This window comes from Variovorax sp. NFACC27 (assembly GCF_048301545.1).
In the GTDB taxonomy this organism is placed as follows: Bacteria; Pseudomonadota; Gammaproteobacteria; order Burkholderiales; family Burkholderiaceae_C; genus Variovorax; species Variovorax gossypii.
In genome coordinates this window covers 7,389,708-7,414,333 of sequence record NZ_CP157613.1, presented here as the reverse complement: position 1 = coordinate 7,414,333, position 24,626 = coordinate 7,389,708, and the positions used below count along the sequence as shown (strand labels likewise).

General features: G+C 68.5%; 21 protein-coding genes. 14 read left to right on the top strand and 7 right to left on the bottom strand.

Translation table 11 applies throughout. From position 1 onward, the window contains the following. Positions 1-16 precede the first annotated feature (16 nt). The 13 genes from ABL840_RS34745 (at position 17) to ABL840_RS34685 (ending at position 10,389) form a co-directional block, all read left to right on the top strand. On the top strand, positions 17-766 hold the full coding sequence (locus ABL840_RS34745) for an IclR family transcriptional regulator (RefSeq protein WP_093304659.1): 750 nt from the start codon (positions 17-19) through the stop codon (positions 764-766). Continuing rightward, entirely contained in the window at positions 763-1,161 is a 399-nt protein-coding gene (locus tag ABL840_RS34740; RefSeq protein ID WP_093304657.1) for a cupin domain-containing protein, read from the top strand. Before ABL840_RS34745 ends, ABL840_RS34740 begins: the two co-directional genes overlap by 4 nt. A 31-nt stretch (positions 1,162-1,192) precedes the next feature. Continuing rightward, positions 1,193-2,209: a Bug family tripartite tricarboxylate transporter substrate binding protein gene (locus tag ABL840_RS34735; protein ID WP_093304655.1), complete on the top strand. Its 1,017-nt coding sequence runs from the start codon at positions 1,193-1,195 to the stop codon at positions 2,207-2,209. Between the two features lie 130 nt (positions 2,210-2,339). Then, a complete protein-coding gene (locus ABL840_RS34730) occupies positions 2,340-3,557 on the top strand; it encodes a CaiB/BaiF CoA transferase family protein (RefSeq protein ID WP_093304653.1) in 1,218 nt (405 codons plus the stop codon). A gap of 1 nt (position 3,558) precedes the next feature. Next, positions 3,559-4,728, top strand: coding sequence for an acyl-CoA dehydrogenase family protein (locus tag ABL840_RS34725; protein ID WP_093304652.1), 1,170 nt, complete (start codon positions 3,559-3,561; stop codon positions 4,726-4,728). Positions 4,729-4,745: 17 nt separating this feature from the next. After that, positions 4,746-5,042, top strand: a complete 297-nt coding sequence (locus ABL840_RS34720; RefSeq protein WP_093205888.1) for an acylphosphatase — start codon at positions 4,746-4,748, stop codon at positions 5,040-5,042. A 158-nt stretch (positions 5,043-5,200) separates the two neighbouring features. Beyond that, a complete protein-coding gene (locus ABL840_RS34715) occupies positions 5,201-6,121 on the top strand; it encodes a hydroxymethylglutaryl-CoA lyase (protein WP_093304650.1) in 921 nt (306 codons plus the stop codon). A gap of 33 nt (positions 6,122-6,154) precedes the next feature. Beyond that, on the top strand, positions 6,155-6,793 hold the full coding sequence (rhtB, locus tag ABL840_RS34710) for a homoserine/homoserine lactone efflux protein (protein WP_093205884.1): 639 nt from the start codon (positions 6,155-6,157) through the stop codon (positions 6,791-6,793). Positions 6,794-6,850: 57 nt separating this feature from the next. After that, positions 6,851-7,339 (top strand): YbaK/EbsC family protein, encoded by a 489-nt coding sequence (locus tag ABL840_RS34705; protein WP_093205882.1) that lies wholly within the window; start codon positions 6,851-6,853, stop codon positions 7,337-7,339. Next, complete coding sequence (locus tag ABL840_RS34700) at positions 7,336-7,611, top strand: DUF1289 domain-containing protein (protein WP_093304648.1); 276 nt, start codon at positions 7,336-7,338, stop codon at positions 7,609-7,611. Before ABL840_RS34705 ends, ABL840_RS34700 begins: the two co-directional genes overlap by 4 nt. After that, a complete protein-coding gene (locus tag ABL840_RS34695; RefSeq protein WP_093205878.1) occupies positions 7,608-8,255 on the top strand; it encodes a 2-hydroxychromene-2-carboxylate isomerase in 648 nt (215 codons plus the stop codon). The genes ABL840_RS34700 and ABL840_RS34695 overlap by 4 nt, the downstream gene beginning before the upstream one ends. 176 nt (positions 8,256-8,431) lie before the next feature. Further along, positions 8,432-10,126 (top strand): MFS transporter, encoded by a 1,695-nt coding sequence (locus tag ABL840_RS34690; protein ID WP_093205876.1) that lies wholly within the window; start codon positions 8,432-8,434, stop codon positions 10,124-10,126. A gap of 113 nt (positions 10,127-10,239) precedes the next feature. Then, on the top strand, positions 10,240-10,389 hold the full coding sequence (locus tag ABL840_RS34685) for a hypothetical protein (RefSeq protein WP_019656389.1): 150 nt from the start codon (positions 10,240-10,242) through the stop codon (positions 10,387-10,389). A gap of 111 nt (positions 10,390-10,500) precedes the next feature. Here the strand turns inward: ABL840_RS34685 and ABL840_RS34680 are convergent, their stop codons facing one another. After that, positions 10,501-11,613: an ABC transporter substrate-binding protein gene (locus ABL840_RS34680; protein WP_093205874.1), complete on the bottom strand. Its 1,113-nt coding sequence runs from the start codon at positions 11,611-11,613 to the stop codon at positions 10,501-10,503. 175 nt (positions 11,614-11,788) lie between these two features. Further along, on the bottom strand, positions 11,789-12,901 hold the full coding sequence (locus ABL840_RS34675; protein ID WP_093205873.1) for an ABC transporter substrate-binding protein: 1,113 nt from the start codon (positions 12,899-12,901) through the stop codon (positions 11,789-11,791). Positions 12,902-13,088: 187 nt separating this feature from the next. Between ABL840_RS34675 and uvrA the strand changes: the two genes are divergently transcribed. After that, positions 13,089-18,839, top strand: coding sequence for an excinuclease ABC subunit UvrA (gene uvrA, locus ABL840_RS34670; protein WP_093304646.1), 5,751 nt, complete (start codon positions 13,089-13,091; stop codon positions 18,837-18,839). Positions 18,840-18,879: 40 nt separating this feature from the next. Here the strand turns inward: uvrA and ABL840_RS34665 are convergent, their stop codons facing one another. Genes ABL840_RS34665 through ABL840_RS34645 form a run of 5 tightly spaced genes read right to left on the bottom strand, consistent with a single transcriptional unit; the run spans position 18,880 to position 24,563 of the window. After that, on the bottom strand, positions 18,880-20,358 hold the full coding sequence (locus ABL840_RS34665) for an NAD-dependent succinate-semialdehyde dehydrogenase (protein ID WP_093304644.1): 1,479 nt from the start codon (positions 20,356-20,358) through the stop codon (positions 18,880-18,882). Positions 20,359-20,408: 50 nt separating this feature from the next. Then, positions 20,409-21,371 (bottom strand): agmatinase, encoded by a 963-nt coding sequence (speB, locus tag ABL840_RS34660; protein WP_093304761.1) that lies wholly within the window; start codon positions 21,369-21,371, stop codon positions 20,409-20,411. An 11-nt stretch (positions 21,372-21,382) separates the two neighbouring features. Further along, on the bottom strand, positions 21,383-22,201 hold the full coding sequence (locus tag ABL840_RS34655) for an ABC transporter permease (protein WP_093205867.1): 819 nt from the start codon (positions 22,199-22,201) through the stop codon (positions 21,383-21,385). A 34-nt stretch (positions 22,202-22,235) separates the two neighbouring features. After that, the gene (locus tag ABL840_RS34650; RefSeq protein ID WP_093304642.1) at positions 22,236-23,492 is read right to left on the bottom strand and encodes an ABC transporter permease; all 1,257 of its coding nucleotides are present in this window, start codon (positions 23,490-23,492) and stop codon (positions 22,236-22,238) included. A gap of 42 nt (positions 23,493-23,534) precedes the next feature. Further along, positions 23,535-24,563 (bottom strand): ABC transporter substrate-binding protein, encoded by a 1,029-nt coding sequence (locus ABL840_RS34645; RefSeq protein WP_093205863.1) that lies wholly within the window; start codon positions 24,561-24,563, stop codon positions 23,535-23,537. Between the last annotated feature and the right edge of the window lie 63 nt (positions 24,564-24,626).

Below are 24,626 nucleotides of genomic sequence, written 5' to 3'. Positions count from 1 at the left end.
GTATGAAAATCTTTTCATGACTGTGAAAACTGCGTTTCGGGTGATCGAGATCGTCGAGCTCTTCGCCCGGGAGAAGCAGCCGCTGGCTCTTTCCGAGATGGCGCGGCTGCTCGACATGCCGGTGTCGAGCTGCCTGGGCCTGATCCGCACGCTCGAGGAGCAGGGCTACATGTACGAGACCGGCCGCCGCCAGGGCTACTACCCGACGGGCCGGCTGCTCGCGATGGCGCAGGTCATCGCCGCTCACGACCCGGTGCTCGACCGGGTGAAGGCCACGCTCGAAGAATTGCGCGACGCGGCGCGCGAGACGGTGGTCTTCGGCAAGTTCCGCGACGCGGGCCAGGTGGTGTACCTGGAGGTGCTGAGCGCGCCGCAGAGCATCCGCTACACCGCCGAGTCGGGCGAGACGCGCCCGGCCTACGCCAACTCCATCGGCCGCGCGCTGCTGTCCACGCTGGCCTCCGACGAGCGCCGCAGGCTGCTCGAAGGCGCCACGCTCGCGCCGCTGACCGACGCCACGCTCACCACCGCCGACGCCATCGAGGCCGAGCTGCAGCGCTCCGCCACGCGCGGCTGGTACGGCAACCTCGGCGAGAGCATTCCCGACCTGATCGGCCTGGCCTGGCCGCTGCGCATCGGCGGCGAGGCCTATGCCATCTCCGTCGCCGGCCCGCGCTACCGCATGGAGGCGCGCATCGAGGAGATCGCCGCGATGCTGCGCTCCGCCTGCCTCGCCATCGAACCCAAGAACGAAAGCCCCCGATGACAACGACGACTGCAGCAGCCCCCCGTTATTTCGTCCGCGAGGCCGAGATCGCCGGCTACCACCCCGCGAACCACACCGGCACGCTGAACAAGCGCCTGATCGGCCCCGAGACCGTGGGCGCGAAGCAGCTCGAGGTGCTGGTCGGCCACATCCAGAAGGGCAAGGGCGCGCTGCCTCACGCCCACCCGGGCATCGAGCAGGTCTGCTACATGCTCGAGGGCCGCGCGGTCGCCGAGGTGGGCGGCCAGCGGCAGGAGCTGCACCCGGGCGACAGCTGCTTCTTTCCCGCCGACGCGATGCACACCTTCACCGTGGTGAGCGACGAGCCGGTGCGCGTGCTGGTGATCTACAGCCCGCCGTACGAGGAATCGCCGGAGCGCGTGATCCGGCCCTGAGAACCGACAGCACAACAACCGGAGACAAACCATGCAGACAACGAAGAACGCGACCGGGCAACCGGCCGCGATGGCGAACCGTCGCCGTTTCATTTCCATCGGCGCGGCCGCGGGCCTCGCGGGCGCCATGCCCTGGGCCTTCGCGCAGGACGGCTACCCGAAGCAGCCGATACGCATCGTCGTGCCCTTCGCCGCCGGCAGCGGCACCGACGCGGTGGCGCGCATCACCGGGCAGATGCTGGGCGAGGCGCTCAAGGCCTCGGTGATCATCGACAACCGGGCGGGCGCCAACGGCGTGATCGCGGCCGAGTACGTCGCCAAGGCGGCGCCGGACGGCTACACGCTGTTCATGACGACCAACACCACGCATTCGGCCAACCCGAGCCTGATGAAGTCGCTGCCCTACGACCCCGTGAAAGACTTCGCGCCGGTGAGCCGCATGGGCAACCTGCCCTTCATGCTGGTGGTGAACAACGACTTGCCCGTGAAGAGCGTGGCCGAGCTGCTGGCCTGGGGCCGCGCCCACCCGGGCAAGCTCACCTACGCGAGCGGCAACAGCACCGGCATCGTGAGCGGCGCCACGCTCTCGCGCATGAGCGGCGTGCCGATGCTGCACGTGCCCTACAAGAGCACGCCGCCGGCCATCGCCGACCTGATCGGCGGGCAGGTCTCGATGATGGTGGTCGACCTCGCGGCGGGCCTCGCCACGGTGAAGGCCGGCAAGATGCGCGCGATCGCCGTCACCACGCAGGAGCGCACCAAGCTCTTTCCCGAACTGCCGCCACTGGCCGACACGCCGGAGCTCAAGGGCTTCGACATCACCTCGTGGAACGGCGTGTTCGCGCCGGCCGGCACGCCGCGCGACATCGTGCTGAAGCTCAACAAGGCGCTCGCCGAGATGGCGAACGGCCCGGTCTTCCGCGAGCGCGTGGCGAAGCTGGGCTTCGACGCCTTCGGCAGCACGCCGGAAGAGCTGGGCGGATTCACCGTGTCGGAACTGGCGAAGTGGAAGAAGCTGATCCAGGCCGCGGGGATCCAGCCCGAATGAGCACTGCCTTGAATCTGCATTTCTCCCTCCCCCGTTGGGGGAGGGCAGGGGTGGGGGCATGCGGCGTCTCCATCGGGCGCCCTGCCTGCCCCCATCCCAGCCTTCCCCCAGAGGGGGAAGGAGCGAAGACATGAATACTCCTGGACCTCTCGAAGGCATCCGCATCCTCGACCTCACGGCCGTGGTGATGGGGCCGTATGCGACGCAGACGCTGGGCGACCTCGGCGCCGACGTCATCAAGGTCGAGCCGCCCGGCGGCGACAACCTGCGCGCCGTCGGCCCGATGCGCAACCCGGGCATGGGCGCGATGGCGATGCACCTCAACCGCAACAAGCGCTCGATCGTGCTCGACCTCAAGCAGCCCGAGGGCCGCGAAGCCTGCCTGCGGCTGGCGGCGGGCAGCGATGCGCTCATCTACAACACGCGGCCGCAGGCGATGGCGCGGCTCGGGCTAGGCTACGAGGCGGTGTCGGCGGCGAACCCGAAGATCGTCTACCTCGGCGCCTTCGGCTACGGCGAGCAGGGCCCTTATGCGGGCAAGCCGGCGTACGACGACCTGATCCAGGGCGCGGCCGGCGTCGCCTCGCTGTTCGCGCAGCAAAGCGGCGGCGCGCCGCGCTACGCGCCCGTCACGCTCGCCGACCGCGCGGTGGGGCTGCAGGCCGCCATCGCGCTGCTGGCCGCCGTGTTGCATGCCCAGCGCACCGGCAAGGGCCAGGCCGTCGAGGTGCCGATGTTCGAGGCGCTGTCGCAGTTCGTCATGGGCGACCATCTCGGCGGGCACAGCTTCGAGCCCCCGCTCGGCCCCACCGGCTATGCGCGCCTGCTCGCGCCGCATCGCAAGCCGTACGCCACGGCCGACGGCTACCTCAGCGTACTCATCTACAACGACAAGCACTGGCAGGCCTTCTTCGACGTGATCGGCCGGCCGGAGCTGCGCAGCTCGCCGATGTTCGGCACGCACACCGCGCGCGCCGCGAACATCGGCGCGGTCTATGCGTTCGTGGCCGAGGTGATGGCCACGCGCGGCAGCGACGAGTGGTTCGCCGCGCTGTCTGCCGCCGACATCCCGGTCGCGCGCCTGCACAGCACCGAATCCCTGCTCGACGACCCGCACCTGCGCGCCGTCGGTTTCTATCCCGAGCTCGACCACCCGAGCGAGGGCCGCATCCGCACCCTCGCGCCGGTCGGCCGCTACAGCGCCACGCCGGCCGCCATTCGCCGCCCGGCGCCGCGCATCGGCGAGCAGAGCGTGGAGCTGCTGCGCGAGGCGGGCTACGGCGACGAGGCCATCGAGCGCATGCTCGAACGCGGCGTGACGCTGCAACCCGACACAGCCAAGGACTGAAATGGACTTTTCCCTGAACGAAGACCAGCGCTCGCTGGTCGCCGCCATCGAACGCCTCTGCGAGGACTTTCCCATCGACTACTGGCGCGACCACGACGACCGCGCCGTGTTCCCGCACGAGTTCCACCGCGCCGTGGCCGAGAGCGGCTGGCTAGGCATCGCCATGCCCGAGGCGCAGGGCGGCGCGGGGCTCGGCATCACCGAGGCGGCGCTGATGATGCGCGCCATCAGCGCGTCGGGCGCGGGCATGTCCGGCGCGTCGTCGGTGCACATGAACATCTTCGGGCTCAACCCGGTGGTGGTGTTCGGCAGCGAAGAGCAGCGCCAGCGCTTCCTGCCGCCGCTGATCGCGGGCACCGAGAAGGCCTGCTTCGCGGTGACCGAGCCCGATGCGGGGCTCGACACCACCAGCCTGAAGACGCAGGCCGTGCGCCAGCCCGATGGCGGTTATCTGCTGCACGGCCGCAAGATCTGGATCTCGACCGCGCAGGTGGCCGACCGCATGCTGATCCTCACGCGCACCACGCCGCTCGACCAGGTGAAGAAGCCCACGCAGGGCCTCACGCTGTTCTACACGCCGCTGGATCGCAGCAAGGTCGAGGTGCGCGAGATCCACAAGCTGGGCCGTGCGGCGGTGGACTCCAACATGCTCTTCATCGATGGGCTCCACGTGCCGGAGGAAGACCGCATCGGCGAGGAAGGCCGGGGCTTCGAGTACATCCTGCACGGGCTCAACCCCGAGCGCATATTGATCGCGGCGGAAGCCATCGGCATCGGCCGTGCGGCGCTGCGCATCGCCTCGCAGTACGCGCAGGAGCGCGTCGTGTTCGGCCGGCCCATCGGGCAGAACCAGGGCGTGGCGCATCCGCTGGCGCGCGCCTGGGCCAACCTGGAGGCGGCCGACCTGATGATGCTCAAGGCCGCGACGCTCTACGACGCGGGCGAGCCTTGCGGCATCGAGGCCAACGCCGCCAAGTACCTCGCGGCCGAGGCGGCGCACGATGCTTGCCAGAACGCGGTGCTCACGCTCGGCGGCATGGGCTATGCGAAGGAATACCATGTGGAGCGGCTGCTGCGCGAGAGCTACATCCCGCGCATCGCGCCGGTAAGCCCGCAGATGATCCTGAACTTCATCGCCGAGAAGGCGCTGGGGCTGCCCAAGTCGTACTGATCTCTTCCTCTCGAGCCATGAACACCGTCACCCGCCATCTCGTGATCCGCGGCCTCGTGCAGGGCGTGGGCTACCGCTGGTCGATGGTGCAGGCCGCGCGGCGGCTCGGCGTGCGCGGCTGGGTGCGCAACCGGCGCGACGGCAGCGTGGAGGCGCTTGCCGCAGGCGAGGCCGGCGCAGTGGAGGCTTTGGTGCGCTGGGCGCATCAGGGGCCGGACGGTGCGCGCGTCGATGCCGTGGACCTGGGCGACATGGTCGGCGCCAGGCCGGCGGACGACCTGCCCGAAGGCTTCGAGCAGCGCGAAACCGTTTAGCCGGCTCTTCCAGCCGCCGGCGCCGCGCGGCTGGCACCATTTGCAACGCCACAGGCACGCATTGCTACCTTCCGCCGCTTGTGTACCAGGCAGGGTATTTCCATGTGGCCGACAATCGGAGGCGGTCTTCCATCCTCCTGCGATACAAGAGACATCCCATGAAACTCCCCACCAAAGTCAGCCTCGTCGACGTCGGCCCGCGCGATGGCCTGCAGAACGAAAAGCAGCCCGTCTCCGCCGAAGTGAAGATCGGCCTCGTGCACCGCCTGCAGGACGCGGGCCTGAAGGAGATCGAGGTCACCAGCTTCGTGAGTCCCAAGTGGGTGCCGCAGATGGCCGACAACGCCGAGGTGATGCACGGCATCCGGCGCAGGCCCGGCGTGCGCTACTCGGTGCTCACGCCCAACATGAAGGGCTTCGAGGCGGCCATCGCCGCACCGCGCGAGGAATGGCCCGACGAGATCGTGGTGTTCGGCGCGGCGAGCGAGGCCTTCAGCCAGAAGAACATCAACTGCTCCATCGCCGAGAGCATCGAGCGCTTCGCGCCCGTGGTGGCCGCGGCGCTCGAGAAGGGCATCCAGGTGCGCGGCGCGATGTCGTGCACGGTCGGCTGCCCCTACGAGGGCGAGATCGCGCCGGCCAAGGTCGGCTACCTCGCGCAGCTGATGAAGGGCATCGGCGTGCAGCGCGTGGACGTGGCCGACACCATCGGCGTGGGCACGCCGCGCAAGGTGCAGGCGGCCATGGAGGCCACGCTGGCGCACTTCGATGTCGACGCCATCTCCGGCCACTTCCACGACACCTACGGGCAGGCGCTGGCCAACACGCTGGCGGCGCTCGAGCTGGGCGTGTGGAACTTCCAGTCGTCCTCGGCCGGCCTGGGCGGCTGCCCCTACGCCAAGGGCGCGACGGGCAACGTGGCGACGGAAGACGTGGTCTACATGCTGCACGGCATGGGCATCGAGACCGGCATCGACCTCGACAGGCTGATCGACGCGGGCGTCTACATCAGCGAGGCATTGGGCCGCGAGCCGAACTCCCGCGCCTCGAAGGCCATCCGCACCAAGCGGGCCGGCTGAAGCGCATCGCAAACCGAAAGAAGAGGAACAAGCGTGGACCTGCATGTCTGGCTCGCATTCCTGGTGGCGAGTTGCGTCATCGCCGTGTCGCCCGGCTCGGGCGCCGTGCTCAGCATGAGCCATGGCCTCAGCTACGGTGTGCGCCGCACCACGGCGACCATCGTCGGGCTCCAGCTGGGGCTCGCCGTGATCCTGCTGGTGGCCGGCCTCGGCGTGGGTGCGGTGCTCACCGCCTCGGCTACCGCCTTCACGGTCATCAAGGTGGTCGGCGCGTGCTACCTGCTGTGGCTGGGCTGGCGCCAGTGGCGCGCCCCCGTCGCGAAGGCTGAAGGCAATGCGCAGGAGGCGTCGGCCGAGCCCGACCTCACGGCCTCGCAGCGCGTGCTGCGCGGCTTCCTGACCAACGTGACCAACCCCAAGGGCATCGTCTTCATGGCGGCCGTGCTGCCGCAGTTCATCCAGCCGACGCGGCCCCTGTGGCTGCAGCTGCTGGTGCTGCTGGCCACGACGGTGATGGTCGACGTGACCGTGATGCACGGCTACGCCTGGCTGGCGGCGCGCCTGCAGGGCATGCTTCGCAGCGTGCGCGCACGGCGCGCGCAGAACCGCGTCTTCGGCGGCGTGCTGATGGCGATGGGCGCGTTCCTGTTCATGTTCAAGCGCAGCGCCTGAGCGGCGCTCGACGACGCTCTACCGCCAGTCTGGCGACAGCCTGATAGATTCGAATCCATGTGCGGTTCTGAACTCCAATCCCTCCCCGAAGGCGTCCGGCGCGTTTCCCGCGCGCTGCAGGATGCCGGTCATCCCCATTCCCCACGCATGCTCGACGACGCCTGCCGCACCGCGCAGCAGGCGGCCGACGCGCTCGGCATCTCGGTCGGCCAGATCGCCAAGAGCATCATCTTCCGGCGCAAGAGCGATGAAGTGGCGGTGCTCGTCATCACCTCGGGCGACAAGCGCGTGGACGAGAAGAAGGTCGACGCGCTGGTCGGCAAGACCGGCCGCGCCGACGCCGACTTCGTGAAGGCGCGCACCGGCTTCACCATCGGCGGCGTGTCGCCCGTGGGTCATGTGACGCCGCCCGTGGTGCTGATCGACCGCGAGCTGTTCCGCTTCGAGGAAATCTGGGCCGCGGCCGGCCATCCGCATGCAGTGTTCCAGCTTCGCCCGCACGACCTCGAGAAGCTCACCGGCGCGCCGGTGGCCGACGTGGTGTGAATTTCGCGGAAGCCGAGACGCTTGCCGAACGCGCCGTGGCCGTGCAGGCCATGGTGGAAGACGTGCCCTCGCCGTGCTCGTCGGTCTGTCGCATGGACCGCCTGAGCGGCTTCTGCGAAGGCTGCCTGCGCACCATTCCCGAGATCGCGGGCTGGAGCAGGATGGAAGACGAAACCCGGCGCCACGTGTGGCGCGCGATAGAGTTGCGGGCCAAGGCCGGCATCTGGCGGGCTCCAGACGGCACAAGCGACACAGGAGACAGGCACGCATGAAGCACATCGACTTCCATCTGGACTTCATCTCGCCCTACGCGCACCTCGCCTTCGAGCACCTGCCCGAGGCGCTGGAAGGCCTGAGCTACAGCGTGGCCTACAAGCCGGTGCTGCTGGGCGCGCTGCTCAAGCAGCACGGCCAGCTCGGCCCGGCCGAGATCCCGTCGAAGCGCAGCTGGACCTACCGCCACGTGCTCTGGCTGGGCCACACGCACGGCATCGAGATCCAGATGCCGGCCTCGCATCCCTACAACCCGCTGCCGCACCTGCGGCTCGCGGTGTCCACGGGCGACGACGGCAGCATCAGCCGCCTCGCTGCCGAGACCATCTTCCGCCACGTGTGGCGCGGCGGCGAGGATGCGGGCGATGCCGCGCGCCTTGCCGCGCTCGCCGCACAGCTCAAGCCGAAGCGCGACGCGAACAGCGACGAGAGCAAGGCCCTGCTCAAGCGCAACACCGACGAAGCGCTGCAGCAGGGCGTGTTCGGCACGCCTTCCTACGTGGTCGACGGCCGCCTGTTCTGGGGCTTCGACGGCCTGCAGATGCTGCGCGCATACCTGAAGGGCGATGCCTGGTTCGACGGTCCGCAATGGGCCTCGGCGGACCAGCGCCCGGCCTTGCTGCGCGGCAGCAAACCGGCCTGAGTACAAACCCGCGCAAGGGTCCGATTTCTTACAAGCTGAAACGCGCCCCGCGGGTTTCACCCTAATCCGTAAGCACCGGTTCAGTTTCGCGAAAGGCTCGGGTCAGTCGCGCCTCCAAGAATGCCTCACGGTCCCGAATGCCGGGAACGAATGTACGCATACACAGGAGACGACCAATGGCAGCCACACTAGATTCGAGGGGAGTGCCGCATCCGGCCCCCCGGCCCATGTCCTCGGAGGAGAAGAAAGTCATCTTCGCCTCCTCGCTCGGCACCGTGTTCGAGTGGTACGACTTCTATCTCTACGGCTCGCTGGCCGCGATCATCGCGAAGCAGTTCTTCAGCGGCCTGGATGCCGGCGCCGCCTTCATCTTCGCGCTGCTGGCCTTCGCCGCCGGCTTCCTGGTGCGTCCGTTCGGCGCCATCGTGTTCGGCCGCCTGGGCGACATGATCGGGCGCAAGTACACCTTCCTGGTGACGATCCTGATCATGGGCCTGTCGACCTTCATCGTCGGCCTGCTGCCGAGCTACGCGACCATCGGCGTCGCGGCGCCGGTGATCCTGATCGCGCTGCGCATGCTGCAGGGCCTCGCGCTCGGCGGCGAGTACGGCGGTGCCGCCACCTACGTGGCCGAGCACTCGCCGCACGGCAAGCGCGGCGCCTACACCTCGTGGATCCAGACCACCGCCACGCTCGGCCTGTTCCTGAGCCTGCTGGTGATCCTGGGCGTGCGCGAGTTCATGGGCGAAGCGGCATTCAACGACTGGGGCTGGCGCATTCCGTTCCTGGTGTCGATCCTGCTGCTGGGCATCTCGGTGTGGATCCGCCTGACGCTGTCGGAGTCGCCCGCCTTCCAGAAGATGAAGGCAGAGGGCAAGACCTCGAAGGCGCCGCTGTCCGAGTCCTTCGGCCAGTGGAAGAACCTGAAGATCGTGATCCTGGCGCTGGTGGGCCTGACGGCCGGCCAGGCAGTGGTCTGGTATTCGGGCCAGTTCTATGCGCTGTTCTTCCTGACGGCACAGCTGAAGGTCGACGCGACCACGGCCAACCTGATGATCGCCGCGGCACTGCTGCTGGGCACGCCCTTCTTCGTGGTGTTCGGCACGCTGTCGGACAAGATCGGCCGCAAGCCCATCATCATGGCCGGCTGCCTGCTGGCCGTGGTCACCTACTTCCCGGTCTTCAAGATGCTGACCGAAGCCGCCAACCCCGACCTCGCCCGCGCACAGGCCACGGCCGGCGTGACGGTGACGGCCGACCCGGCGACCTGCTCGTTCCAGGGCAACCCGGTGGCCCGCGAGATCGACTTCCGCAGCTCGTGCGACATCGCCAAGCGCTACCTCGTGCAGAACTCGGTGAGCTATGAGAACGTGGCCGGCGCGCCGGGCTCGAAGGCCGTCGTGAAGATCGGCGACAAGACGGTCGAGGCGCCCGTGGGGACTGTCGTGAACTCCAAGTTCGACGAGAACTCCGTCAAGGAGATCGCCGCGTTCAAGAAGGGCGTTGCCGAAGACCTGAAGGTCGCGGGCTATCCGGCCAAGGCCGACCCCGCCAAGATCAACAAGGTGCTGACCATCGTGCTGCTGTTCTGGCTGGTGCTGCTGGTGACCATGGTCTACGGCCCGATCGCCGCGATGCTGGTGGAGCTGTTCCCCACGCGCATCCGCTACACCTCGATGAGCCTGCCGTACCACATCGGCAACGGCTGGTTCGGCGGCCTGCTGCCGACCACCGCCTTCGCCATCGTTGCCTCCACCGGCAACATGTTCAACGGCCTGTGGTATCCGATCATCATCGCCGGCATCACGCTGGTGGTGGGCACGCTCTTCATCCGCGAGACCAAGGACGTGGACATCTACGCGAACGACTGATCGTCGCGAACAAGAGCAAGACAAAAGGAGGGCGCCGCGCCCTCCGTTCAACAAAGAGGCTTCATGCCGACCGCATGAGGCCTTTTTCTTGAACCATCCAGGAGACAAAACCCATGTGGAAACTCGTCGTCGGCTTCGTCATCTTCGCCGCCATTGCCCTGTACGTGATCTCGAAGGCCGGTGACAAGGTCGACATGTCGGGCGAGAAGCATGGTGGCGACACCACCACGCACGAGCCGGCGCCCGCCGCCGCGCCGAAGTAAACCCGAAGATTCATGCGGAACACCGCGGAACCGGCTTTGCCGGGCCGCAGGTGTTGCCTCCGGCAGAGGGTCGGCGAAGCGCACGAGGTGCGCGCAGCCTGAGGGCGAGCCCTACCTCTTGAAGCGGCCGTCGCTCACGATCGACAGGTCGACGTAGTCGATGCCGGTGTGGTCGGTCGGCGAGTAGCTGATGTCGAGCCCGCCTCCCACGTCGTACTGGAAGGCGTTCAGCGTGGCGATGAGCTTCGCGCGCGTGGGCTTCGGGCCGGTGCGGCGCAGCGCCTCCACCATCACCTTGGTGGCGACGAAGCCTTCGAGCAGCGCGGGCGACAGCTCGTTCTGGCCCTTGGCCTTGGCCAGCGCCAGCGCTTCCTTGATGAGCGGATGGCCGAACGAGCGCTCGTAGGGCAGCACCTGCGTGACGATCACGCCCGCGCTCGCCGAGCCCAGCTCCTTGATGAAGCCCGAGGCCGCGTTGTTCGACAGCGTGATGATCTGTGCCGCCGAGCCCGCGGCGCGCAGCGCCTTCACGCCGTCGGTGACGGCCGTGCCCGAGCCGATCCACAGCACCGCCTGCGCGTTCGCCTTGGTGAGCTGCGGCACGATGGTCGCGTAGTCGGGCTTGTTGCGGTCGGCCAGCGCCACCACGGCCGGCTTCAGGTTGGCCTTCTCGAAGCCCTTGTTCGCGCCTTCCATCGCGTCCTTGCCGAAGGAGTCGTCGGCCTGCACGACGGCGATGCGCTGGATGCCGGTGGTCTGCAGGTGCTGCACCGCCTTCTCGGCCTCGCGCTGGTAGGTCGAGCGCACGTTGAAGATGTTCTTCTGCAGCGGCTTGTGCAGCGCCATCGCGCCCGTCGAGGGGCCGACCAGCGCCACGCCGTACTTGTCGAGCAGCGGGATCACCGCGAGCGTGTTGGGCGTGCCGCGGTTGAGCAGCAGCGCGAGCACCTTCTTGTCCTCGATGAGCACGCGCGTGTTCTCCAGCGAGCGCTTGGCGTCGAGGCCGTCGTCCATGCGGATCATCTCGATCTGCTCGCCGTTGATGCCTCCCTGGGCGTTGACCTGGTCGATGACCAGCTGCGAGCCCATGATGGTTTCCTTGACGCTGGCCGCCACCGGGCCCGAGAGGTCGGCGGACTGGCCGATCAGGATCTGGGCCGAAGCACCCGGCGCCGCCATGGCCAGGAGCAGCGCAACGGCGCAGGACGTGAACGTCTTCTTCATCGAGCAAAGCCTTTCCACGAAGCGGGGTGCTTCTGTCAACAGGTGTGTAATGTGTTGCTGAACGTCACAGATCGCTAGCTCGCGCAAACCCTGTCAGACCAAGGTTTTCAGGCGAAAAAAAAGCCCGCCGGTTCGCACCGGCGGGCCTGTGGAAACGCCCTCTGGGGGCGGGGACTCAACGCTTGAAGCGCCCGTCGCTGATGATCGACAGGTCCGCGAAATCGATGCCGCTGTGGTCGGTCGGCGAATAGCTCACCTCCAGCCCGCCGCCCAGGTCGTAGCCGCGCAGGCTTTCGAGCGCTGCCACCATCCTTGCGCGCGTGGGCTTGGGGCCGGCGCGGCGCAGGGCCTCCACCAGCACCTTGGCCGAGGCGAAGCCCTCGAGCGCGGCCGGCGACAGCTCGGCCTGGCCCTTGGCCTGCGCGAGAGCCAGGGCTTCCTTCACCATCGGCTGGCCGAGCGAACGCTCGTTGGGAAACACCTGCGTCACGATCACGCCCTTGCTCGCGTCGCCCAGCTGCTTGATGAAGCCCGACGAGGCGTTGTTCGACAGCGTGACCACCTGCGCCGCCGAACCCGCCGCACGCAGCGCCTTGATGCCGTCGACCACCGCCACGCCGGAGCCGATCCACACCACGGCCTGCGCATTGGCGTCCTTGATGGCGGGCACGATGGCCTTGTAGTCGGGCTTGTCGCGGTCGGCCGGGATGGTCACGGTCGGCTTCGCGTTGCCCTTGGCGAAGCCGGTCATCGCTCCTTCGAGGGCGTCGGAGCCGAAGGAGTCGGTCACGTACACCACCGCGATGCGCGTGAGGCCGATGGTCAGCAGGTGCTGCACCGCCTTCTCGGCCTCGCGCTGATAGGTGGCGCGAACGTTGAACACGTGCTTCTGCAGCGGCTTGTGCAGCGCCATCGCGCCGGTGGAGGGGCCGATGAGCGCCACGTCGTACTTGTCGAGCCAGGGGATGATCGCCTGCGAGTGCGGCGTGCCGCGGCTCATGAAGAGCGCCAGCACCTTCTTGTCCTCGATCAGCACGCGTGCGTTCTCGCTGGCGCGCTTCACGTCGAAGCCGTCGTCCATGCGCAGCACCTCGATCTTCTCGCCGTGGATGCCGCCCTGGGCGTTGGCCGCGTCGATCACCAGCTGCGCGCCGCCGATGGTTTCGTTCACGCTCGCCGCCACCGAGCCGGTCATGCCGGCGGTCTGCCCGATCAGGATCTGGGCCGACGCGCCGAGCGCGCTGAAGGCCAGCAGTGCGGTGGCGCAGAGCATGCGCGTTTTCGTCATGGAAACCTTTCGAGGCAATGCGGGCGCCCGGTTCGGGCTGCCATGAAAACAAATGTGGTATTTGTTTCTGAAAGTGTCGTGAATTCCATCAGGACAAACCCCTGCGCAACCCCCGACCTTGTGACCTAGTGCGCAAACCCGTCACGGAGCACTCCCTAGAATGTTTGCCCCACCCCCCAAGGCACTCATGACACAGGGCTCCATCCGGATTCGCGGCGCGCGCCAGCACAACCTCCAGAACCTCGATCTCGACATCCGCACCGGCGAAATGACGGTGGTCACCGGGCCCAGCGGCTCGGGCAAGTCGAGTCTCGTTTTCGACACCCTCTATGCCGAAGGCCAGCGGCGCTACGTGGAGACCTTCTCCGCCTACGCGCGCCAGTTCCTGGACCGCATGGACAAGCCGGCCGTCGACAAGGTCGAAGGCGTGCCGCCCGCCATCGCCATCGACCAGACCAACCCGGTGCGCTCCTCGCGCTCCACGGTCGGCACGATGACCGAGCTGAACGACCACCTGAAGCTGCTCTTCGCGCGCGCGGCGAACCTGTTCGACCGCGAGACCGCGCTGCCGGTGCGCCACGACTCGCCCGACAGCATCTACGCGCAGATCGTCGAGCGCGCGGCTGCGGCGGGTGATCCGCGCCTCGTGGTCACCTTCCCGGTCGAACTGCCGGCGAGCACCACGGCCGAGGAGGTCACGCAATGGCTGTCGGCGAGCGGCTTCACGCGCGTGCAGGCCGAGCGCGAGGTGGCCACGCCCACCGGGCCGCGCAAGGTGCTCGACGTGGTGGCCGACCGCTTCCGCGCATCGAGCGCCGAGCGCTCGCGCGTGGTGGAAGCCATCGAGGTTGCGCTCAAGCGCGGCAGCGGGCGCGTCACGGTGCATGCCACGGGGTCCGAGGAAAACGCGTCCACCGACGTGTGGAAGTTCTCGACCGGCCTGCACTGCCCCGAGAGCGACATCCGCTACGCCGACCCGATCCCGTCGATGTTCTCGTTCAACTCGGCCGTCGGCGCCTGCGAGACCTGCCGCGGCTTCGGCCGCGTGATCGGCGTCGACCTGGGGCTGGTGATCCCGAACGACAAGCTCACGCTGCGCGCCGGCGCCATCAAGACCATCCAGACGCCGGCATGGAAAGAGGCGCAGGACGACCTCATGCGCCACGCAGAGGCGGCCGGCATTCCGCGCGACACGCCCTGGAACAAGCTCACCGAGGAGCAGAAGCACTGGGTGATCGAGGGCACGCCCAACTACAAGGAAGGCAACTGGAACAAGCAGTGGTACGGCGTGCGCCGCTTCTTCGGCTACCTGGAGAGCAAGGCCTACAAGATGCACATCCGCGTGCTCTTGTCCAAGTACCGCAGCTACACGCCGTGCCCCACCTGCAGCGGCGCGCGCCTGAAGCTCGACAGCCTGCTGTGGCGCATCGGCAGCAAGGAAGACGCCGACGCGGTGCTGCCGCCCGAGAAGCGCTTCATGCCCACCGGCGCCAGGTGGACGCGCGCGCAGCTCGAGGCGCTGCCCGGCCTGTGCCTGCACGACCTGATGCTGCTGCCCATCGAGCGGCTGCGCCAGCTCTTCGACCGCATCGAGCACCGCAGCAACGGCCACACGGCGAGCGAAGGCGAGCTGCAGGCGCTGAAGCTGCTGTTCGAGGAAATCACCACGCGCCTGCGCTACCTGCACGACGTCGGCATCGGCTACCTCACGCTCGACCGCCAGAGCCGCACGCTCAGCGGCGGCGAGGTGCAGCGCATCAACCTCACGACCGCGCTCGGCACCTCGCTGGTCAACACGCTGTTCGTGCTCGACGAGCCCAGCATCGGTCTGCACCCGCGCGACATGAACCGCATCACCGAGGCCATGCTGCGCCTGCGCGACGCGGGCAACACGCTGGTGGTGGTCGAGCACGACCCGGCCGTGATGCTGGCCGCCGATCGCGTGATCGACATGGGCCCGGGGCCCGGCGCGCGCGGCGGGCAGGTGGTGTTCGACGGCACCACCGACCAGCTGCGCGACGCCGAGACGCTCACCGGCCTGTACCTGGGCGGGCGCAAGAAGATCGGCATGGGCTTCAAGCGGCTGGTGAGCGAGAACACGCACCGCCTCATCCTCGAAGGCGTGCGCGAGCACAACCTGAAGAACGTGACGGTCGAGTTCCCGCTGGCGCGGCTGGTATGCGTTACCGGCGTGAGCGGCTCGGGCAAGTCCACGCTCATACAGGACGTGCTGGCGCCGGCGCTCATGCGCCACTTCGGCAAGGCCACCGAGAGCCCGGGCGCGCACGACCGCCTGCTGGGTGCCGACCACCTCGGCGACGTGGTGTTCGTCGACCAGTCGCCCATCGGCAAGACCGCGCGCTCCAACCCGGCGAGCTATGTGGGCGCGTGGGACGCCATCCGCGAGATCTTCGCCACCGCGACGCTCTCGCGCCAGCGCGGCTACACCGCCAGCAAGTTCAGCTTCAACTCCGGCGACGGGCGCTGCCCGACCTGCGGCGGCTCGGGCTTCGAGCACGTCGAGATGCAGTTCCTGTCCGACGTGTACCTGCGCTGCCCCGACTGCGACGGCAAGCGCTACCGCCCCGAGATCCTCGAAGTGCGCGTGGAACGCAAGGGCAAGAGCTACAACGTGGCCGACGTGCTCGAACTCACCGTGGCCGAGGCGGCGGCGGTGTTCGAGGCCGACCGCGACGTGCTGCGCGTGCTGCAGCCGATTTCCGACGTGGGCCTGGACTACGTCAAGCTCGGCCAGCCCGTGCCCACGCTCAGCGGCGGCGAGGCGCAGCGGCTGAAGCTCGCGGGCTTCCTGGCCGAGGCCGCGAAGAACGCCACCGCCAGCAAGCAGTCGGTGGCGCGCAAGGGCACGCTCTTCCTGTTCGACGAGCCGACCACCGGCCTGCACTTCGACGACATCGCGCGGCTGATGCGCGCGCTGCGCAAGCTGCTGGACGCCGGCCATTCGCTGATCGTGATCGAGCACAACCTCGACGTGATCCGTGCCAGCGACTGGCTCATCGACCTCGGCCCCGAAGGCGGCGAGGGCGGCGGCCAGGTGGTGGCCGAAGGCACGCCCGAGCAGCTGCGCGAGAACCGCGCCTCGCTCACCGGCGCCGCGCTGGCCGACTACGAGCTGGCCATCGGCCCCGACGCCTACAAGGTGGCCGAGCGCGCCGCGCGCCGCTACATCGCCAACGCCAAGAAGGCGCCGGGCGCCGATGCCGTGGAGATTGTCAACGCGCGCGAGCACAACCTGAAGAACCTGAGCGTGGACATCCCGCGCGGCAAGTTCAGCGTGGTGACGGGCGTGAGCGGATCGGGCAAGTCGACGCTGGCCTTCGACATCCTGTTCAACGAAGGGCAGCGCCGCTACCTGGAATCGCTCAACGCCTACGCGCGCAGCATCGTGCAGCCGGCCGGCCGGCCCGAGGTGGACGCGGTGTACGGCATTCCGCCGACCGTGGCCATCGAGCAGCGCCTGTCGCGCGGCGGTCGCAAGAGCACGGTGGGCACCACCACCGAGGTCTGGCACTTCCTGCGCCTCTTGTACGTGAAGCTGGGCATCCAGCACTGCATCCACGACGGCGCCGCCGTGCAGCCGCAGACGCCCGACAGCATCGCCGCGCAGCTCATGCGCAACTTCAAGGGCCAGCACATCGGCCTGCTCGCGCCGCTGGTGACCAACCGCAAGGGCGTGTACACCGAGCTGGCCGACTGGGCGCGCCCGCGCGGCTTCACGCATCTGCGCGTGGACGGCGACTTCCTGCCGACCACCGGCTTCCCGCGCATCGACCGCTTCAAGGAGCACAGCATCGAGCTGCCGGTGGCCAGCCTCGACGTGCTGCCCTCGAAGGAGAACGAGCTGCGCGAGGCGCTGGCCAAGGCGCTGGAGCACGGCAAGGGCGTGGTGCACGTGCTGAGCGAGCTCGACGGGCTGCGCGCCGCGATGATGGCGGGCGTGTCCGCGGCCGGCATCGGCCGCGTCAACGTGTTCTCCACGCTGCGCGCCTGCCCGGTGTGCAGCACCAGCTACGCAGAGCTCGATCCGCGCCTGTTCAGCTACAACAGCAAGCACGGCTGGTGCCCCGACTGCGTGGGCACCGGCGTCAAGCTCAGCAAGGACCAGCGCAAGGTGTTCGACGACTCCGTGCTGGCCGGCGACGACAAGGGCCGCGAGCAGACCTTCGCCGAGCCCGAGGTGGAAGACCTGGCCGACGTGGCCTGCCCGACCTGCGAGGGCACGCGCCTGAACGCCACGGCGCGCGCCGTGAGCTTCGGCACCGCGGCCGACGGCTCGGGCGGCATCGGCATCACCGAGCTCGCGCGCATGAGCGTGACCGAGGTGCGGCAGTGGTTCGACGGGCTGACGCTCACCGGCCGCGAAGCCGAGATCGCGCGCGACCTGGTGCCGGAAATCAGGAGCCGGCTCGAGTTCCTGGAAGAAGTGGGCCTGGGCTACCTCACGCTCGACCGCGGCGCGCCCACGCTCTCGGGCGGCGAGGCGCAGCGCATCCGCCTGGCGGCGCAGCTCGGCAGCAACCTGCAGGGCGTGTGCTACGTGCTCGACGAGCCGACCATCGGCCTGCACGCGCGCGACAACCAGATCCTGCTCGACGCCCTGCACAAGCTCGGCGACAAGGGCAACACGCTGGTGGTGGTGGAGCACGACGAGGACACCATCCGCCGCGCCGACCACATCATCGACATCGGCCCGAGCGCCGGCAAGCGCGGCGGCAGGCTGGTGGCCGAAGGCACGGTGGCCGACATCCAGAAGGCCGACGACTCGCAGACCGGCCGCTACCTGCGCGACGCCATCAGGCACCCGCTGCAGGCGCGCCGCCTGGTGCCCTCGCCCGACCCCAAGGCCGGGAAGAGCGGCGAGTGGCTCACCGTGCACGGCGCCGACCTGCACAACCTGCAGGACGTGACCGCCACGCTGCCGCTGCAGCGCCTGGTGGTCGTCACGGGCGTCAGCGGCTCGGGCAAGTCCACGCTGGCGCGCGACGTGCTGCTGGCCAACGTGCAGGCCATCGTGACGCAGCGCATGACCAAGGCGGGCCGCGACTCGGACGCCGCGGGCAAGCGCCCGGCATGGGCGGGCTGCCGCAGCGTCGAAGGCTACGAGACCATCGACCGCGTGCTCGAGGTCGACCAGACGCCCATCGGCAAGACGCCGCGCAGCTGCCCGGCCACCTACATCGGCTTCTGGGACACCATCCGCAAGCTCTTCGCCGACACGCTGGAGGCCAAGGCGCGCGGCTACGGCCCGGCGCGCTTCAGCTTCAACACCGGCGAAGGCCGCTGCCCGGGCTGCGAGGGCGCGGGCGTGCGCACCATCGAGATGAGCTTCCTGCCCGACGTGAAGGTGCCCTGCGAGGTCTGCCACGGCGCGCGCTTCAACCCCGAGACGCTGGCCGTGAGCTGGCGCGGCAAGAGCATCGGCGACGTGCTGAAGATGGAAGTCGACGAGGCCGTCGAGTTCTTCGCGAGCATGCCCAACATCAGCCATCCGCTGCAGCTGCTGAAGGACGTGGGGCTGGGCTACCTCACGCTGGGGCAGCCCTCGCCCACGCTCTCGGGCGGCGAGGCGCAGCGCATCAAGCTGGTGACCGAGCTGAGCAAGGTGCGCGACGACATCACCCGCCGCGGCCAGAAGGCGCCGCACACGCTGTACGTGCTCGACGAGCCGACCGTGGGCCTGCACATGGCCGACGTCGAGAAGCTGATCCACGTGCTGCACCGGCTGGTGAACGGCGGCCACAGCGTGGTGGTGATCGAGCACGACCTCGACCTGATCGCCGAGGCCGACTGGATCCTCGACCTCGGGCCCGAGGGCGGCAACGCGGGCGGGCGCATCGTCGCGGCGGCGCCGCCTGAAGAAGTGGTGCGGCTGGGGACGCACACCGGCGTGGCCCTGGCGCCGGTGCTGGCGCGGTAGGGCAGGGCGGGGCTCGCCTCCGCCCCTTTTCCTGCTCCTCTTACTTCTGGATGTCGCCCAGGCAGAGGTACTTGATCTCGACGTAGTCGTCCATGCCGTGGTGCGAGCCTTCGCGCCCCAGGCCCGACTGCTTCACGCCGCCGAAGGGCACGTGCTCGGTGGCGATCACGCCGGCATTGATGCCGACCATGCCGTACTCCAGCGCCTCCGCCACGCGAAAGATCCGGCCCACGTCGCGGGTGTAGAAGTAGCTCGCCAGGCCGAACTCGGTGTTGTTCGCCGCGTCGATGCCGTCCTGCTCGGTCCTGAAGCGGAACACGGGCGCGAAGGGGCCGAAAGTTTCCTCCCGCGCGCACAGCATGTCGGGCGTGGCTTCGGCAATCACGGTCGGCTCGAAGAACTGGCCCTGCAACCGGTGGCCCCCCGCCAGCACCTTGCCGCCCTTGGCGACGGCGTCGGCCACATGGCGCTGCACCTTGTCGAGGGCGGCATCCTCGATCAGCGGGCCCTGCACCACGCCGTCGTCGAAGCCGTTGCCGACCTTGAGCGCCCTGACCCTGGCGGCGAACTTCTCGACGAATGCGTCATAGATGCCTTCCTGCACATACAGCCGGTTCGCGCACACGCAGGTCTGGCCGGCGTTGCGGTACTTGCTCGCGATGGCGCCCTCGACCGCCGAATCGAGATCGGCGTCGTCGAACACCAGGAAGGGCGCGTTGCCGCCCAGCTCCAGCGACAGCTTCTTGACCGTGGGTGCGCACTGGCTCATCAGGATGCGGCCCACTTCCGTGGAGCCCGTGAAGCTCAGGTGGCGCACGACGTCGCTCTCGCACAGCTCCTTGCCGATCGCGATGCTGTTCTGGCTGTCGGCCGTGAGCACGTTGAGCACGCCCGCCGGAATGCCGGCGCGCACGGCCAGTTCCGCCGCGGCGAGCGCGGTCAGCGGCGTGAGTTCGGCCGGCTTGATGACGACCGTGCAGCCCGCGGCCAGCGCCGGCGCCACCTTGCGGGTGATCATGGCCAGCGGAAAATTCCACGGCGTGATCGCCGCGCACACGCCAATGGGCTGCTTCATCACCAACAGGCGGCGGTTGTTGTCGAACTGCGGCAGCACCTCGCCATTCACGCGCTTGGCTTCTTCGGCAAACCACTCGATGAAGCTCGCGCCGTAGGCGACCTCGCCCTTGGCCTCGGCAAAGGGCTTGCCCTGCTCGGCGGTCATCAGGCGGCCCAGGTCTTCGGTGTTGGCGATCAGCAGGTCGAACCACTTGCGCAGCACGATGCTGCGTTCCTTGCCGGTCTTGCCGCGCCAGGCGGCGAGCGCCTCGTTGGCGGCGGCAATGGCATGCGCGGCGTCCGCACGCGTAAGGTTGGCGACGTCGACCAGCTTGCGGCCGGTGGCCGGGTCGTTCACGTCGAAGCGGCTGGCGCCGGCGACCCATTTGCCGGCGATCAGTGCGTCGGTCTTGAGCAGGGTCGGGTCGTTCAGCAGTGCGAGGGGGGATGTCTTCGTATCCATGGTGTCGTGTTGTCTCGAAGGAATTGAATAACCGGTGCAGGCACCCGGTGTCAGCGGAAAGGAACGCCGGGGAGCACGCAGAGCATTTCGTAGAGCAGATTGGCCCCGAGCAGCGCGGTGTTCCCGCTCGTGTCGTAGGGCGGGCTGACCTCCACCAGGTCGGCGCCCACCACGTTCAGGCCGCGGCAGCCGCGCACGATCTCCAGCGCCTGCGGCACGGTGAGCCCGCCGATCTCGGGCGTGCCCGTGCCGCCGGCGAACGAAGGATCGATGCCGTCGATGTCGAAGCTGATGTAGACCGGATGAGTCGGCCCGATGCGCTCGCGAACCTGCGCCATCAACGGCGCGAGCGACTGGTACCAGACCTCGTGCGCCTGCACCACGGTGAAGCCCTGCTCGCGCGGCCAGTCGAAATCGTCCGCCGCATAGCCGGTGCCGCGCAGGCCGATCTGCCAGACCTTGTCGCAGGCCAGCAGCCCTTCTTCGACGGCGCGCCGGAACGGCGTGCCGTGGGCGATGCGCTCGCCGAACATGTCGTCGTTCACGTCCGCATGGGCGTCGACGTGCACCAGCGCGACCGGACCATGCCTGCGCGCCACCGCGCGCAGGATCGGCAGCGCGATGGTGTGGTCGCCGCCGAGCGTGAGCGGCGCGCAGCCGGCGGCCAGCACCGTGTCGTAGAAGGCCGAGATGATGGCCAGCGACTTGTCGAGCGAATAGGTGTTGATCGGCACGTCGCCCAGGTCGGCCACGCTCAGCTTGTCGAAGGGCGCCGCGCCGGTGGCCATGTTGTAGGGCCTCAGCAGCGCCGACTCGGCGCGGATCTGGCGCGGTCCGAAGCGCGCTCCCGGCCGGTTGGAAGTGCCGATGTCCAGCGGCACGCCGATGAACGCCGCGTCCAGTCCTTCGGGCGATGTTGCGGAAGGCAGCCGCATCATCGTGCCGGGGCCGGCGAAGCGCGGCATGGTGTTGCCGCCGAGCGGCTGGTTCGGTGTCGTTGTAGTGGTGGGCATCGTGTGTGTATTCAGCGCCGCCGGCCGCGCAGCCATTCGAGCGCGAGCAGCAGCGTGGTGGTGAAGACGATCAGCAGCGTCGCCACGGCCGCGATGGTGGGCGAGATGTTCTCGCGGATGCCGGTGAACATCTGGCGCGGCAGCGTGACCTGGTCCGGCCCCGCGAGGAACAGCGTGACCACCACCTCGTCGAACGAAGTGGCGAAGGCGAACAGCGCGCCCGAGATCACGCCCGGCGCGATCACCGGCAGCGTGACGCGCATGAAGGTCCTGAACGGCGTCTCGCCCAGGCTCAGCGATGCGCGCACAAGGTTCTGGTTGAAGCCGGCCAGCGTGGCGAGCACAGTGGTCAGCACGAAGGGCGCGCCCAGCGCCGCATGCACGACGATCAGCCCGAAGTAGGTGTCGGCCAGCCCGATGGGCGCGAAGTAGAGGTACGTGGCGACGCCCACCACCACGATCGGCACCACCATCGGCGAGATCAGCACGCTCATGAGCAGGCCCTTGAAGGCGAAGTTCGTGCGCGACAGCCCCACCGCCGCCAGCGTGCCCAGCACGGTGGCCAGCACGGTGGCGGCCGGCGCGACGATGAAGCTGTTGCGCGCCGCGCGCGCCCACTCTGGCGAATCGAAGAGGTTGCGATACCAGCGCAGCGACCAGCCCGGGATCGGATACGCCAGGAACGAGCTGTCGGAGAACGACAGCGGGATCACCACCAGGATCGGCGCCAGCAGGAAGGCCAGCACCGCGACGCAGCCGATGCGCACGAGCCACCAGCCGAGCTTGTCGGCGAAGGTGGCGTAGGCCGGGAATTGAGGGAGCTTCAGCATGCTTGTCCGTCTTTCGTACAGCTTCTCGTGTCGCTCAGCCGAGGCTCAGCTCGGCCTTGCCGATGCGGCGGTACACGGCATAGAGCACCAGCGTTGCGACCAGCAGCACGGCGCCCAGAGCGCAGGCCATGCCCCAGTTGATCTCGACGTTGGTGTAGCGTGCGATGTAGTAGCTCAGCATCTGGTCGTCCGCGCCGCCGAGCAGCGCGGGCGTCACGTAGTAGCCGATCGCCAGGATGAAGACCAGCAGCGCGCCGGCGCCGATGCCCGGGTAGGTCTGCGGCACGTACACGTGGAAGAAGGCCGCCAGCGGCGAGCTGCCCAGCGAGACGGCCGCGCGCAGGTAGGTGGGCGGCACGCTCTTCATGACGCTGTAGAGCGGCAGGATCATGAAGGGCAGCAGGATGTGCACCATCGCGATGATCACGCCGGTGCGGTTGAACAGCAGCGCCAGCGGCTGGTCGATCAGGCCGATGCCCATGAGGCCGCGGTTGACCAGCCCCTCGGACTGCAGAAGCACGATCCATGCGGCCACGCGCACCAGGATGGAAGTCCAGAACGGCACCAGCACCAGGATCATCAGCACGTTGGCCTTGCGCGCAGGCAGCGTCGACAGCCACCACGCCAGCGGATAGGCCAGCAGCAGGCAGAAGAAGGTGACCACGGCGCTGATCTGGAAGGTGCGCAGCAGGATGCCGGCAAAGGCGCGCTGGTCGGCTGGCATGCGCTCCACCTCGCCGGCCACGTCGCGCCGCAGGTCGACCGAGGCGAGCAGGTAGTCGGGCGTCCAGCGCGAGCCGTTCTTGGCGATGGCCTGCCAGTACGGCGCCTCGCCCCAGCGCGGATCGAGCTCCAGCATGCGCGCCTTGATCTCTTCCGGCGTGCCGGTGATGGGCAATGCCCTGAAGGCGCCCATCACCAGCGAGCGGGCGCCGGCGATCTCGGTGTTGAGGCGGCGCGCCAGGGCGCCCGCGTCGGAGCTGTCGGGCAGCTGGCCCAGATCGGCCGCCATGGCTGCATAGGCCGCGGGCGCGGGCGCCTCCTTGCGGTTCCAGCCGTCGAGCGCGCGCACGGTGCGCGGCAGCGCGTTGGCCACTTCGGGGTTCTCGACCGCCCGCTGCAGCAGCGCCACGATGGGCACCAGCAGCGTCAGCAGCAGGAACACCAGCAGCGGCGCCGTGAGCGCGAAGGCGCGCCACTTGCGGCGGGCTTCGGCGCGCGCCAGCGCACGCCGCAGATCGCCGGGCGGGGCCTGCGTTGGAACCGGGGGGACAGACGTTGCCGCGTGCATGGCCTCTTTCGCGCTCGCTCGTTGGTTGGTTCGTCTGTCTGGTTACTGCGTGGCCCAGGCCGCGAAGCGCTTCTCGAGCGCCTCGCCCTGGTCGGCCCAGAAGCCGACGTTGAACTGCAGCGCATCCTTGGCGTTGGTCGACGAGGTCGGCAGGTCGGCCAGCACCTTGGGGCTGAGCGAGGTCAGCGCCTTGGTGTTGGTGGGGCCGTAGGCGATGTTCTGGGCATAGACCGCCTGGTTGGCCGGCTGCATCGCGAACTGGATGTACTTCAGCGAGGCTTCCTTGTTCGGCGCGCCCTTCGGGATCACCAGGTAGTCGAGGTCGTAGATGCCGCCCGGCCAGTAGATCTTGAGGTCGCGGCCTTCGCGGTTGGCCGCGTCGATGCGGCCGTTGTAGACGGTGGTCAGCACCACGTCGCCGGCCACCAGGAACTGCGGCGGCTGCGCGCCGGCTTCCCACCACTGGATGTTCGGCTTGAGCTCGGTGAGCTTCTTGAACGCGCGGTCGGCGCCTTCCTTGGTGCCGAGCACCTTGTAGACGTCGGCCGGCTTCACGCCGTCGGCCATGAGCGCGAACTCGAGGTTGTAGCGAGCGCCCTTGCGCATGCCGCGCTTGCCGGGGATCTTCTTCACGTCCCAGAAGTCGGCCCAGCTGCTGGGCGCGGTCTTGAGCTTCTCGCCGTTGTAGGCCATCACGGTCGACCACACGAACAGGCCCACGCCGCAGTCGGTGACGGCGGCCGGCAGGAAGTCGGCCTTGCTGCCGATCTTGGAGTAGTCGAGCTTCTCGAACAGGCCCTCGTCGCAGCCGCGCGCGGCGTCGGGCGACTCGACCTCGACCACGTCCCAGGTGACCTTCTTCGTCTCGACCATGGCCTTGATCTTGGCCTGCTCGCCGTTGTATTCGACCGGAATGATCTTGGTGCCGGTCTTCTCGTAGGGCTCGTAGTAGGCCTTCTTCTGGGCATTGGCGTTGGCGCCGCCGAAGTTGACCACGGTGAGCTGCTGCTGGGCGAAGGCCGGCAGGGCGAAGCTGGCGGCGACGGTGCAGGCGAGGAGAGTCTTTTTCATGGTGGAAGTCTTCCTGGGTGATGGAGAAGGGGAGAAGGGAAACGAGGGAACAACAACCGGCCG